General features: G+C 72.6%; 12 protein-coding genes. 6 read left to right on the forward strand and 6 right to left on the reverse strand.

Annotated features, from left to right (window positions below):
• Positions 1–267 precede the first annotated feature (267 nt).
• Complete coding sequence (locus tag ACFW2Y_RS19555) at positions 268–780, forward strand: hypothetical protein (protein ID WP_384880515.1); 513 nt, start codon at positions 268–270, stop codon at positions 778–780.
• Between the two features lie 92 nt (positions 781–872).
• Positions 873–1,490: a class F sortase gene (locus ACFW2Y_RS19560; protein WP_384880518.1), complete on the forward strand. Its 618-nt coding sequence runs from the start codon at positions 873–875 to the stop codon at positions 1,488–1,490.
• A 4-nt stretch (positions 1,491–1,494) separates the two neighbouring features.
• Here the strand turns inward: ACFW2Y_RS19560 and ACFW2Y_RS19565 are convergent, their stop codons facing one another.
• Positions 1,495–2,280: a sulfite exporter TauE/SafE family protein gene (locus ACFW2Y_RS19565; RefSeq protein ID WP_384880521.1), complete on the reverse strand. Its 786-nt coding sequence runs from the start codon at positions 2,278–2,280 to the stop codon at positions 1,495–1,497.
• 218 nt (positions 2,281–2,498) lie between these two features.
• Positions 2,499–3,896, reverse strand: a complete 1,398-nt coding sequence (locus tag ACFW2Y_RS19570) for a ferric reductase-like transmembrane domain-containing protein (protein ID WP_384880523.1) — start codon at positions 3,894–3,896, stop codon at positions 2,499–2,501.
• 204 nt (positions 3,897–4,100) lie between these two features.
• Between ACFW2Y_RS19570 and ACFW2Y_RS19575 the strand changes: the two genes are divergently transcribed.
• From ACFW2Y_RS19575 to nirD, 3 genes are read left to right on the forward strand one after another with little or no spacing between them, the layout of a single operon-like run.
• The gene (locus ACFW2Y_RS19575) at positions 4,101–5,333 is read left to right on the forward strand and encodes an NAD(P)/FAD-dependent oxidoreductase (RefSeq protein ID WP_384880526.1); all 1,233 of its coding nucleotides are present in this window, start codon (positions 4,101–4,103) and stop codon (positions 5,331–5,333) included.
• 1 nt (position 5,334) lies between these two features.
• Complete coding sequence (gene nirB / locus ACFW2Y_RS19580; RefSeq protein WP_384880529.1) at positions 5,335–7,863, forward strand: nitrite reductase large subunit NirB; 2,529 nt, start codon at positions 5,335–5,337, stop codon at positions 7,861–7,863.
• Positions 7,860–8,189, forward strand: a complete 330-nt coding sequence (nirD, locus tag ACFW2Y_RS19585; RefSeq protein WP_384880532.1) for a nitrite reductase small subunit NirD — start codon at positions 7,860–7,862, stop codon at positions 8,187–8,189. Before nirB ends, nirD begins: the two co-directional genes overlap by 4 nt.
• An 86-nt stretch (positions 8,190–8,275) precedes the next feature.
• On the opposite strand, the gene ACFW2Y_RS19590 is transcribed toward nirD, so the two are convergent.
• Together ACFW2Y_RS19590 and ACFW2Y_RS19595 are read right to left on the reverse strand one after the other, a co-directional pair.
• Positions 8,276–8,692 (reverse strand): VOC family protein, encoded by a 417-nt coding sequence (locus ACFW2Y_RS19590; RefSeq protein ID WP_384880535.1) that lies wholly within the window; start codon positions 8,690–8,692, stop codon positions 8,276–8,278.
• 61 nt (positions 8,693–8,753) lie between these two features.
• Positions 8,754–9,230: a group III truncated hemoglobin gene (locus ACFW2Y_RS19595; RefSeq protein ID WP_384880538.1), complete on the reverse strand. Its 477-nt coding sequence runs from the start codon at positions 9,228–9,230 to the stop codon at positions 8,754–8,756.
• A gap of 244 nt (positions 9,231–9,474) precedes the next feature.
• Here ACFW2Y_RS19595 and ACFW2Y_RS19600 point away from each other — a divergent pair, with 244 nt between their 5' ends.
• A complete protein-coding gene (locus ACFW2Y_RS19600; RefSeq protein WP_384880541.1) occupies positions 9,475–10,632 on the forward strand; it encodes a PhoX family protein in 1,158 nt (385 codons plus the stop codon).
• Here the strand turns inward: ACFW2Y_RS19600 and ACFW2Y_RS19605 are convergent.
• Together ACFW2Y_RS19605 and ACFW2Y_RS19610 are read right to left on the reverse strand one after the other, a co-directional pair.
• Positions 10,602–11,636, reverse strand: coding sequence for a helix-turn-helix domain-containing protein (locus ACFW2Y_RS19605; RefSeq protein ID WP_384880543.1), 1,035 nt, complete (start codon positions 11,634–11,636; stop codon positions 10,602–10,604). The genes ACFW2Y_RS19600 and ACFW2Y_RS19605 overlap by 31 nt on opposite strands.
• Positions 11,637–11,691: 55 nt before the next feature.
• Positions 11,692–11,901 (reverse strand): hypothetical protein (locus ACFW2Y_RS19610; RefSeq protein WP_384880546.1); only part of this gene is annotated, 210 nt, incomplete at its 5' end.

Below are 11,901 nucleotides of genomic sequence, written 5' to 3' on the forward strand. Positions count from 1 at the left end.
CACCGGGATCACGGGCCCCCGGCAGCCCGCCCCTGCCGCTCACCCGTTCGGCACGAGGCATCAACCGGCGCTCCATGGACCGCCCTGACCTGCAGAAACACTGGAAATCCAGGCGACACACCGCATCGGACGGAGCAATCCTGATGCCCCATCAGCAGGCGAGGTGCGCGGCGCGGCCCTTATCTCGGTCTTAGAAGGTCCGCCCCGGGACGTCCCTCCCGGAGCGAACCGCCCGGCATGACCGTTCGCGCGCCCCGGAGGACCCCCATGCGCACCACTGCCCGACTGTTCACCGGTACCGCGCTGGCGGTCGCAGCGATCGGGGCGTTCGCCGCCCCCGCGGCGCACGCGAACAACCAGAACCACGAACCCTTGGAGATCTACCCCTCGTCCGCGTCCCCGGGCACCACCGTCACCGTGAACACCCTCGCCTGCGGCAAGCACGGCCACGGCGTCGGGGACGCGAACTCCCTCGGTGCGGGCGAGTTCCAGCTGAACCCGGGCACGCACAAGGAGGTCGTGGTCGGCCAGTTCACCGTGCCGGAGCACGCCAAGGCGGGTTCGTACTGGATCAGCGTGGCCTGTGACAACGGGAAGACCGCCCGGGGCGAACTGACCGTGAAGCACCGGAGCCCGAGCGGCCACGTCCAAACCGGTGTCGGGGGCAGCGTCGGCCCCGACACCGCCCAGGTCACGGCAGGTGTGGCGGTGCTGGCCGCAGCTGCCGTGGGCGGTGTCTGGCTCCTGCGTCGCCGGGCGAGCGGCGCGCAGGGGCACTGAGACCACACCGCCCGTCCTGCCCCCGCTGCGCGCCCGCACACGGCCCGGCGGGGGCAGGATCACACCCCCGTGAACCGACCGAGGGAACCCAGGTGAGCAACAGGAGCAAGGGCTGGGGCGTAGCACTGGCCGCCTGCGTCGGACTCTGGCTCGTGCAGAACGGCTCGGAGGACGTCACTCCGCCCGTGCCGTCCGCCGCACAGGCCTTCGCCGCCGGACCGAGCGTGCACACCGACGCCGCCGCCGATCCACTGCCGGCCTCGCTTCCGGTCCGGCTGCGGATCCCCGAGACCGACGTGGACGCCCCGATGACGGGGCTCGGCCTGGCCGCGGACGGTTCGCTCGACGTACCGCCGGCCGGAAACCGGAACATGGCCGGCTGGTACGAGCAGGGCACCACGCCCGGGGCCAAGGGCACCGCGATCGTCGCAGGACACGTCGACAACGCCGAGGGCCCCGCCGTCTTCTACACGCTCGGCGCCCTCAAGAAGGGGCACCGGATCGAGGTGGACCGGGAGGACGGACGGACCGCCGTGTTCACGGTCGACGCGATCGAGGTGTACGACAACCAGAACTTCCCGGACGAGAAGGTGTACGCCGAAGCCGACCGGGCCGAGATCCGGGTGATCACCTGCGGCGGCGGCTTCTCCAAGAAGAACGGCTACCAGGGGAACGTGGTCGCCTTCGGCCACCTCATCGGAGTCCGCTAGACCGTCAGGCCCACTGGTCGAAGGCCAACTTCGCCACCAGCGACAGGACCACGACCAACAGCACCCCGCGGACGAACTCGGCGCCCTTGCTCAGTGCCATGCGGGCGCCGACCGTCCCGCCGATCAGGTTGAAGACCGCCATGACGGCGGCGAGCTGCCAGTAGACGCTGCCCTGGTAGGCGAACATCGCGAGCGCGCCCGCATTGGTGCAGACGTTCACGATCTTCGCGGTGGCGGAGGCGGTCACCAGGTCCAGATGGAGCACGGCGGTCAGCGCCAGGACGAGGAAGGTGCCGGTGCCCGGCCCGAACAGGCCGTCGTAGAAGCCGATCCCGCCGCCGACCACCACGATCGCGGTCACGATCCGGGCCCGGGTCAGCGGCGCCCGCTCCTCCCCCTCGGCCTTCGCCCCGAAGGAGGGCCGCAGCATCACGAAGGCGGCGACCGCGAGCAGCACCACCATGATCACCGGACGCAGCACCTCGCTGCTGATCCCGGCCGCGAAGAAGGCGCCGCCCATGGATCCGGCGAGGGCCGCGAGCCCGATCCGCACCGCCGTCCCCACCCGCACCGGAGCCTTGCGGACATAGGTGACGGCGGCACCGGTGGTGCCCACGATCGCCACGGCCTTGTTGGTGCCGAGGATGTGCGCGGCCGGCACATGGGGCAGTCCGAGCAGGAGCGCGGGCAGCAGGAGCAGGCCGCCACCACCCACCACGGCGTCGATCCAACCCGCCACGAGGGCGGCGAGACAGAGCAGGACAAGGGTGGTCAGTGATATGTCGGGCATGCTCGTGAGCCTAGGGAGGCGGTCGTTGCGCCGTCCATCAATCCCCGGAGAGTTGAGCTACGTCTGAGCTTGCCGCGCCCGGTTCACGGTCCGGTGCGGGCGGTGCGGCCGGGGTGAACGCCGAGGTGAGCAGGGTCGCGGTGAGCGCTCCGGTCCCAAGCAGCGCCCCGGCGAGCCGCCGTCTGGCGCGCTCCGCGGAACGGCGCGGTGCACGGTGTCTAGGCATGGTCGAAGTCCTCGCTGTGGATGCGGGAAGCCGGTACCCCGGCCCTGAGCAGGGAGGCGGTCACGGCCCTGGACATCGCGGGCGGCCCGCACAGGTACACGTCGTGGGCGGCGAGGTCGGGCACCAGGTCCAGCAGTGCCCGGGGCGCGAGCGGGTCGAAGGCGCCGTCCGAAGGACCGAGCAGGAAGTGCAGGGCGGCCTGCCGTTCGGCGGCGATGGCCTCCAGTTCGGCCCGGAGGACGAGTCCGGCCTCGTCCGAGGCCCGGTGGAGGAGGGTGATGTCGCCGGGGCCGCCGGGCAGGGTCTCGAAGAGGGCCCGCAGCGGGGTGATGCCGACGCCGCCGGCGAGCAGCAGGACCTTGCGGCGGGTGCGGCGGTGTGCGGTGAGGGCGCCGAAGGGTCCGGAGGCGAGGACCCGGGTGCCCGGGCGGAGTCGGCGGATGCGGCGGGTGTGGTCGCCGATCGCCTTGACGGTGATCCGCAGGGTGTCGTCGCGGACGGGCGCGGACAGCGAGAAGGGCAGGGCGGTCGCCCAGAGTCCGCGCCGGAGGAAGCGCCAGCGGAAGAACTGGCCGGGTTCGGCGCAGAGTCCGGCCACGCCCCTGCCCCGGACGAGGACCGAGACGACCCCGGGACCCTCGTCGCGGACCTCCTCCACGCGCAGGTCGTGGCGGAGGGCCGCGCGGAGGGGCACCACGATCCGGTACCAGACGAGGAGGACGGCGGCGGTGCCGTGGGCCATCGACCACAGCCAGCGGGTGAGCAGACCGCCGGCGAGGTCGGGGCCCGCGAGCTGGTGGACGAAGCCGAGCGCGGCGGCCAGGAGGCCGCCGAGGTGGACGGCCCGCCAGGTCTCGTGCCGCATCCGGCGGCGGACGGCCCGGACGGAGGTGATGCCGACGGCGAGGAAGAGGCCGGTGCCGGCGCTGGCGGCGGCGATCGCCCGGTATCCGAGGAGGTCTCCGACGGCGGTGAGGAGATCGGTGCGGGCGTGCACGGCGTAGCCGCAGAGGGCGAGGACGGCGTGGGCGCCGATCAGCCCGAAGGCGTAACGGCCCCCGAGGGCGTGCCAGCGGGCGAGCCGATCGGCGCCGACGCCGTGCTCGACGGCGGGGATGCGGGCCATCAGCAGCAACAGGACGAGGACGCCGTAACCGGCGAGGAGGCCGCTGAGATGGGCGCCGGTCGCGAAGAGGGCGTCGGGGCGGGCGGAGGGACGGGCCTGGAAGCCCCAGAGCAGGGTGACGGCTCCGGCTCCGGCGGCGACCGCGTTCCGCAACCGCTCGGGGGCGAGCCGCGGTGCGGGCGCCGGCGGCGCCTCGGCCGGGGGCCGCTCGGACAGCGGAACGGACAGGGGGGTGTAGAGGGGGTGGCTGGCCTCGGTGGTCACGTCGGCACCCTAGGGCGGCCGGTATACGGGAACGGCCGGCTTCGTCCCCCGCCCGGGATCCTTAAGCCGGGCTTGAGCCGAGACTGACCGCGCGTTAACCCGGCCGGCCCTCACAGCGCCCGTCGTCACGGGCGGAGATCAGCGTTCCGTACGGGAAACAGTCGGGATGCCGCCGGGTAACACCGGCCGCGCACCCTGTCCGTCATGAGTACACGGATCGTGGTGATCGGCGGCGGGACGGCGGGCGCCCGGCTCGCCCAGCGCCTGCCCGTCACCCTCCTCGGCGAGGAACCGCACGCGCCGTACAACCGGGTGCTGCTCGCCGACGTCCTCGCCGGACGGTACGCCCCCGAGGTGATCGCGCTGCCGGAAACCCGGGAACCGGTACGGCTCGGGGTGCGGGCGGTGCGGATCGACCGCTCGGCGCGGACGGTGGAGTGCGCGGACGGCTCCCTCGTCGGCTACGACCGGCTGGTGCTGGCCACCGGCTCCAACCCCGTGCTGCCGCCGCTGCGCGGACTGCGGGGGGCGACGCTGCCGACGGGCGTCCACCCCTTCCGCACCCTCGACGACTGCCTGGAGCTGCGCGCCCTGGTCCGCCCCGGAGTGCGGGCCGTGGTCATCGGTGGGGGCCTGCTCGGGGTCTCGGCGGCACGGGCCCTCGCCGGCTCGGGGGCGGACGTGATCCTCACCCAGCAGGGCGAACGCCTGATGGAGCGGCAGCTCGACGAGCGGGCCTCGGCGCTCCTGAGGGAGCACGTCGAGTCCCTGGGGGTCGAGGTGCACACCGAGTGCCGGGTGAGCGGGCTGCGACAGCGGGACGGCGCGGTCACGGCGGTCGAACTCGCCGACGGCTTCGTCCTCGACGCCCAGGTCGTGGTCCTGGCCTGCGGGGTCCGGCCCCGGGTGGCGCTGGCCCGGGAGGCGGGGCTCGACGTCGCGACCGGGATCGTGGTCGACGACGAGTTGCGGACCTCGGACCCGCACGTCCACGCGGTCGGTGACTGCGCGGAGCACGCCGGCCGCGTCTACGGCCTGGCGGGCCCGGCGCTCGAACAGGCGGACGTGCTGGCGGAGGTGCTGCTGGCCGACACGGCCGGGCGTCCCCGCCCGGGAACACCGCCCGGAGGGGAGCCGGACGGCGCCCGCTACACCGGCACCCGTTCCCTCACCCGTCTGACCCTCGGCGGCCCCCTCCCGCTCGACCTGGCCGCCTTCGGCGAGGCCACCGCCCGGCCGGGTGACGACGTCGTCCAGCTCACCGATGCCACGCGGAGCGCCTACCGCAAGGTCGTCGTCCGGGGTGACCGGCTCGTCGGGGGCGTCCTCCTCGGCGACCTGGCCGCGGTCGGCGCGCTCGCCCGGGCCTGGGAGGGCGACGAAGCCCTTCCCGATGCCCCCCTGCTCCACCTGCTCACCCACGACGGAGGCTCCTGACATGAGCGCTGAGATGACCGCGCACACCCCGACGATCGTCCTGGTCGGCCACGGAATGGTCGGCCAGCGGTTCCTGGAGTCGCTCGCCGACCGCGGGGTCACCGAGCGGGCCAGGATCGTGGTCCTCTGCGAGGAGCCGCGCCCGGCCTACGACCGCGTGCAGCTGACCTCGTACTTCTCGGGGAAGACGCCGGACGACCTGTCGGTGGTCGAGGCCGGTTTCATGGAGCGGCACGGCATCGAGCTGCACGTGGACGATCCGGCGGTGTCCGTGGACCGGGAGGGCAGGACGGTCACGGCCCGCTCGGGGAAGGCCTTCGGGTACGACGCGCTGGTCCTGGCGACCGGCTCGTACCCGTTCGTGCCCCCCGTCCCCGGCAAGGACGCCCGGGGCTGCTTCGTCTACCGCACCATCGAGGACCTGCTGGCGATCGAGGAGTACGCGAAGACGGCGACGACCGGTGCGGTCGTCGGCGGCGGTCTGCTCGGGCTGGAGGCGGCGGGCGCCCTCAAGGGGCTCGGACTGGACACCCACGTCGTGGAGTTCGCACCGCGGCTGATGCCGGTGCAGGTCGACGAGGGCGGCGGCGCGGCCCTGCTCCGCACGATCGAGCGGATGGGGTTGACCGTCCACACCGGAACGGGCACCCAGGAGGTCGTGACGGCGGACGGTTCCGTGACGGGCATGCGGCTCTCGGACGGTTCGGAACTGGCCACGGACCTGGTGGTGTTCTCGGCCGGTGTGCGGCCCCGGGACCAGCTGGCCCGGGACTGCGGACTCTCGGTCGGCGAACGGGGCGGCATCGCCGTCGACGAGCAGTGCCGCACGTCGGACCCGGCGGTCTTCGCGATCGGCGAGTGCGCACTCGCCGCGGACGGCAGGGTGTACGGCCTGGTCGCACCGGGCTACGAGATGGCGCAGACGGCGGCGGCGACGATCGCCGACGCGGCTGCAGCGGACGGCTTCACGGGCGCCGACACGTCGACCAAGCTGAAGTTGCTCGGTGTGGACGTGGCCTCGTTCGGCGACGCGCACGGGGCGACCGAGGGCTGCCTGGACGTCGTGTACGCGGATTCCCGTGCGGGCGTCTACAAGAAGCTGGTGGTCTCCGCCGACGGGGTGCTCTTGGGCGGCGTCCTGGTCGGCGACGCCGAGCAGTACGGGGTGTTGCGCCCGCTCACCGGCACCGTGCCGCCGGTCTCCCCCGAACAGCTGGTGCTGCCGGCGGGGGCGGGTGCCCCGGTCGCGCTCGGCCCGTCCGCCCTGCCGGACGACGCGGTGATCTGCTCCTGCCACAACGTCACCAAGCACGCGATCGGTCAGTGCGGCTCGCTGTCCGAGGTGAAGAGGTGCACCAAGGCCGGCACGGGCTGCGGCAGCTGTGTGAAGACGATCGAGAAACTGCTGCCGGCCGCCGCCGACCAGGGGCTCTGCGGCTGCTTCGGGTACACCCGGAGCGAGCTGTACGAGATCGCGCGCACCCTGCGGGTGACCTCCTTCGCCGCGCTGCTCGACACGCACGGGCGCCAGGAGGCACGGGGCGGCGAGGGCTGCGAGGTCTGCAAGCCGACCGTCGGCTCGATCCTCGCCTCGCTGAACAACGGCTACATCCTGGACGGCGAGCAGGCCTCCCTCCAGGACACCAACGACCACTTCCTCGCCAACATGCAGCGCAACGGCTCCTATTCGGTGGTGCCGCGCATCCCCGGTGGCGAGATCACCCCGGACAAGCTGATCGTGATCGGCGAGGTGGCCCGGGACTTCGGGCTCTACACCAAGATCACCGGGGGTCAGCGGATCGACCTCTTCGGCGCCCGGGTGGACCAGCTGCCCTCGATCTGGACCCGACTGGTGGACGCCGGCTTCGAGTCGGGGCACGCCTACGGCAAGGCGCTGCGCACGGTGAAGTCCTGCGTCGGGCAGACCTGGTGCCGCTACGGCGTCCAGGACTCGGTGAAGATGGCGATCCGGCTGGAGCTGCGCTACCGGGGCCTGCGCGCCCCGCACAAGCTGAAGTCCGCGGTTTCGGGCTGCGCCCGCGAATGCGCGGAGGCCCAGTCGAAGGACTTCGGAATCATCGCGACGGCGAACGGCTGGAACCTGTACGTCGGCGGGAACGGGGGCGCGGTTCCGCGCCATGCGGACCTGCTCGCCCAGGACCTGTCGGACGCCGAACTGGTGCGGCTGATCGACCGGTTCTTGATGTTCTACATCCGGACGGCAGACCGCCTTGAGCGGACGTCGACCTGGCTGGAACGCCTGGAGGGCGGGCTCGACCACCTCAAGGACGTGGTGGTGCACGACTCGCTCGGCCTCTGCGAAGAGTTGGAGGCCCTGATGGCGGCGCACGTCGCGGACTACCGGGACGAGTGGGCGCAGACGCTCGACGACCCCGAGCGGCTGCGGCGCTTCGTCTCCTTCGTGAACGCCCCGGAGACCCCGGACCCGTCGGTCCGGTTCGTTCCGGAGCGCGACCAGATCAAGCCGGACCTCACGTTCCTGACCCTGGAAGGGGCCACTTCCCGATGACGACGCTCGAACTGTCCCCGTCCCCCGATTCCTGGATGACGGTCTGCGAGGAGGCCCGGCTGACCCCGGGACGGGGCCTGGCGGCGCTGCTGCCGGACGGCAGCCAGGCGGCGGTCTTCCGGGACCGGGCGGGCCGGACGTACGCGATCGACAACCGCGATCCGTTCACCGGAGCGCAGGTGCTCTCACGGGGGCTGCTCGGCTCCGCGGGCGGGCGCCCGTTCGTGGCCTCGCCGCTCCTGAAGCAGCGCTTCGACCTGGAAACGGGCCGGTGCCTGGACGACGACGGGGTGGCGGTGGCGGTGTACCCGGTCCGCACGAGGTGAGGTGACCGCCCGGCGGGGCGCTCGCGGTCGATCGCCGCACCGGCGGTCGACCGCGGCGTCCTCGCCCCTCGTGCGGCTCCGGGGGCTCAGCCCTGGGCGACGGCCTTCGGGTCCATCCAGAAGACCTCCCAGTGGTGGCCGTCCAGGTCGCTGAAGGAGCGGCTGTACATGAAGCCCATGTCCATCGGTTCCTTCGCGGGGGTGGCACCGGCGACGAGGGCGGCATCGGCGAGCTCGTCCGCCGCCTCCCGGCTCTCGGCGCTCAGGGTGATGAGCACCTCGGAGTTCTCCGTCGCGTCCGAGACCCCCTTGCCGGGGGCGGTGAAGGACCGGAACTTCTCCTCGGTGAGCAGCATCACGAAGATCGTTTCGCTGATGACGACGCACGCGGCGGTCTCGTCCGTGAACTGCGGATTGATGGTGTAGCCGAGCTTCTCGAAGAAGGCCTTGCTGGCGTCGAGGTCCCTCACGGGCAGGTTCATGAAGATCATCTGCGGGGCCATGGCGCTCTCTCTTCCCTCGTGCGGTGCTGTCGAGGGGTAAGACGGTCCGGCTCCTCGAAACTCATCGCCCTTGCGGAATTTTCTTCGCTCCGGCCGTGGAGCGCAGCTCCAGGGCCGCCAGCGGGACGAAGCCGCCGCCCGTCCCTCCGAGGGGTTCGCCGGGGCCGGCGAGCCGGCGCAGCATGGCCAGGGCGATCCGCTCGCCCTGTGCCTTGGCCCGCTCGGCCCGCGGCCCGCGGTGGAGACCGTCGACGGAGGCGTGCCAGAGCTGCACCCATCGGCCGAAGTGGGCGGCGGTGAGCGGCCGAGCGGCATGGAGGGCGGCGTGCGGGCCGAAGGCGTCCCGGCCGTACGCGGCGGTGCGGAACAGCGCGCGCTCCCAGAAGTCGCCGATGTCCGGCAGGTGGGCCTCCAGGTCGGTGCCGGCGGTCTCGGTGAAGAAGGGGCCGATCAGCGGGTCGGCGAAGGCCGCGCCGTAGAAGCGTCGCAACAGCACGTCGAGGTCGTGGCGGTCGCCGATGTCCGAGGTGGCAGGCATCCTCCCAGTCTCCCCGAGGGCGTCGACGCCTCCCAGTGCCGAAGGTCCCGGTTTCCGCCCCCCGCGGGCCGGAGGTCCCCGCCCTCCGCACCGCGCCCGGGCGCCGAGGGTCCCGGCGATCGCCGCCTCCCCGTCATCACTTGTTGATGCGCAGTCAACTCCGCGCTCCTAGGTTCCGGAAGCGCGCAACCCCTTCGCCGACCGGTGCGACGGGGCTGTTCACCATCCTCTTCGGGAGTGAGACGTGGAGCGACGCAGTTTCCTGCGCGGAGCGGTCATCGGCACCTCGGCCGCCGCCTTCGGCGGCAGCCTGTGGCAGAGCGCGGCCTTCGCCGCCCCCGCCCAGCCCGGCACCGGCCCCTACGGGGCGCTCGGCACGGCGGACGCGAACGGCATCCGGCTGCCCTCCGGGTTCAGCAGCCGGGTGATCGCCCGGTCCGGTCAGACCGTGACCGGCACCTCGTACGCCTGGCACAGCGCTCCCGACGGCGGCGCCTGCTTCGCCGACGGCACCGGCTGGATCTACGTCTCCAATTCGGAGATCAACCCCGGCGGCGGTGCGAGCGCGGTGGCCTTCGACTCGACGGGCGCGATCACCGGCGCGTACCGCATCCTCTCCGGCACCCGCCAGAACTGCGCCGGCGGCAAGACCCCCTGGAGCACCTGGCTGTCCTGCGAGGAGGTGTCCCGCGGCTACGTCTACGAAACGGACCCGTGGGGCGGCACCGCCACCCGCCGGGACGCGATGGGCCGGTTCAAGCACGAGGCGGCGGCAGCCGACCCGGTGCGCCGGGTGGTCTACCTGACCGAGGACGAGAGCGACGGCTGCTTCTACCGCTTCGTCCCCACCGCCTGGGGCGACCTCTCCGCCGGCACCCTCCAGGTCCTCAAGGCGGGCAGCGCCACCTCCGGCAGCTTCACCTGGCAGGACGTGCCGGACCCGGACGGGGCGCCCACCTCCACCCGCAAGCAGGTCTCCGGCGCCAAGCACTTCAACGGCGGCGAGGGCTGCCACTACGCGGACGACACCGTGTGGTTCACCACCAAGGGCGACAACCGGGTCTGGCAGGTCAACCTCGCCGCCGGCACCTACGAGCTGGCCTACGACGACTCGCTGGTGGTCGGCGGCGGCGCACCGCTGACCGGCGTGGACAACATCACCGGCAGCTCCTGCGGCGACCTGTTCGTCGCCGAGGACGGCGGCAACATGGAGATCTGCATCATCACCCCGGACGACGTCGTGACGCCGTTCCTGCGGATCACCGGCCAGTCCGGCTCCGAAATCACCGGACCGGCCTTCTCCCCCGACGGCACGCGGCTGTACTTCTCCAGCCAGCGCGGCACCAGCGGCAGTTCCTCGGGCGGCATCACCTACGAGGTCACCGGCCCGTTCCGGGCGTAACCGCCCGCACAGCACCGCAGGTCCACCGGCCGCTGGGCGCCCCCGAGGAGGGCGGCGCCCAGCGGCGTCAGCGTGTGCAGGACCGCGTTGCCGTGGCGGAGGGTCGCGATGAGCCCGGCCTCGCGCAGCACGCCCGCGTGCTGGCTGGCCGAGGCCAGCGAGACCCCGGCCCTGCGGGCCAGCTCACTGGTCGTCCCGCCGTCCCCGATGGCGTGCAGGACGGCCGAGCGGGTCTGGCCGACGAGCTTGGCGAGCGAGGAACCGCCCGGGGCGCGGACGGTCGGTGCCTCCCCGTGGGTGACGGGGTAGACGAGGACCGGCGGCAGCGCGGGGTCACGGAGCACGACCGGGGTCTCCCGGCAGAAGTACGAGGGCTGGAGCAACAGCCCCCGGCCGTCGAGCCGGACGTCCCGGTCGACCGGATAGTCCGCCTCCAGGACCGGTGCCCGCCAGCGGAGCATCGGCGGCAGCGAGGCGAGCAGCTCGTCCGCACCGCCGTCCAGGAGGGCCCGCCCCCGACGGGCCCGGTCGGCCTCGACACTGGCCCGGATGTGCGGCCAGTACGGCTCGATGGCCGCCCGGTGGTAGCTGCGCAGGGCTCCCACGAGCCGGTCGAAGGGCTCCGCGCCGCCGTCGGCGAGGGCGCGCAGCGAGTGCGGCACGCTCCGGCCCCCGGAACGGTCGGCGGCGAGCAGGGCGAGCTCGCCGCGCAGCCGTCCCGGCTCGGTGGCGCGGATCGCCTGGAGGCCCTCGTCGAGCCCGTGGACCCCCTCGGCGGGCGTCAGGAAGTCGGGAAAATAACCGCGGCCGGGAACGAGCGCGGCGAGGAGCCGGGTCTCGCCGCCGAGCCGCATCCGGGCACCCGATCGCCATTCTCCGTAGACGACCGAGCCGCGCCGGTCTCTTAGGCGGTGAAAGCTCAGAATCGTTTCCCACAGAACGTCCGGCCGGGCGGCAGTCCGCACCCCCGCCAAGTCGTTTCCCGTGAAATGAATCCGCAGCATGAAGGTCCCCACCTGTGCACTCGCAACCACCCCCCGACGACGAGTATGCACAGCATCACAGCACGTTACCAGGGTGTTTCAGCCACAGTTGAAAGGCATCGCGGCAATCGGGGGGGAACCGAAAAGCTGTACGGGTCGGGCAGGAAACCTTCAGGACCGAGGTGACGTGGTGAAGACCGTGGGGGGCTTTGCCCGTCCGGCGGCGGTCGGCGAGGTTGCGGCTCACCTGCCCGACAACGGTAAAGGGCGCGGCCTCCGGGTGGGG

Source organism: Streptomyces sp. NPDC058877 (assembly GCF_042742855.1).
GTDB lineage: Bacteria > Actinomycetota > Actinomycetes > Streptomycetales > Streptomycetaceae > Streptomyces.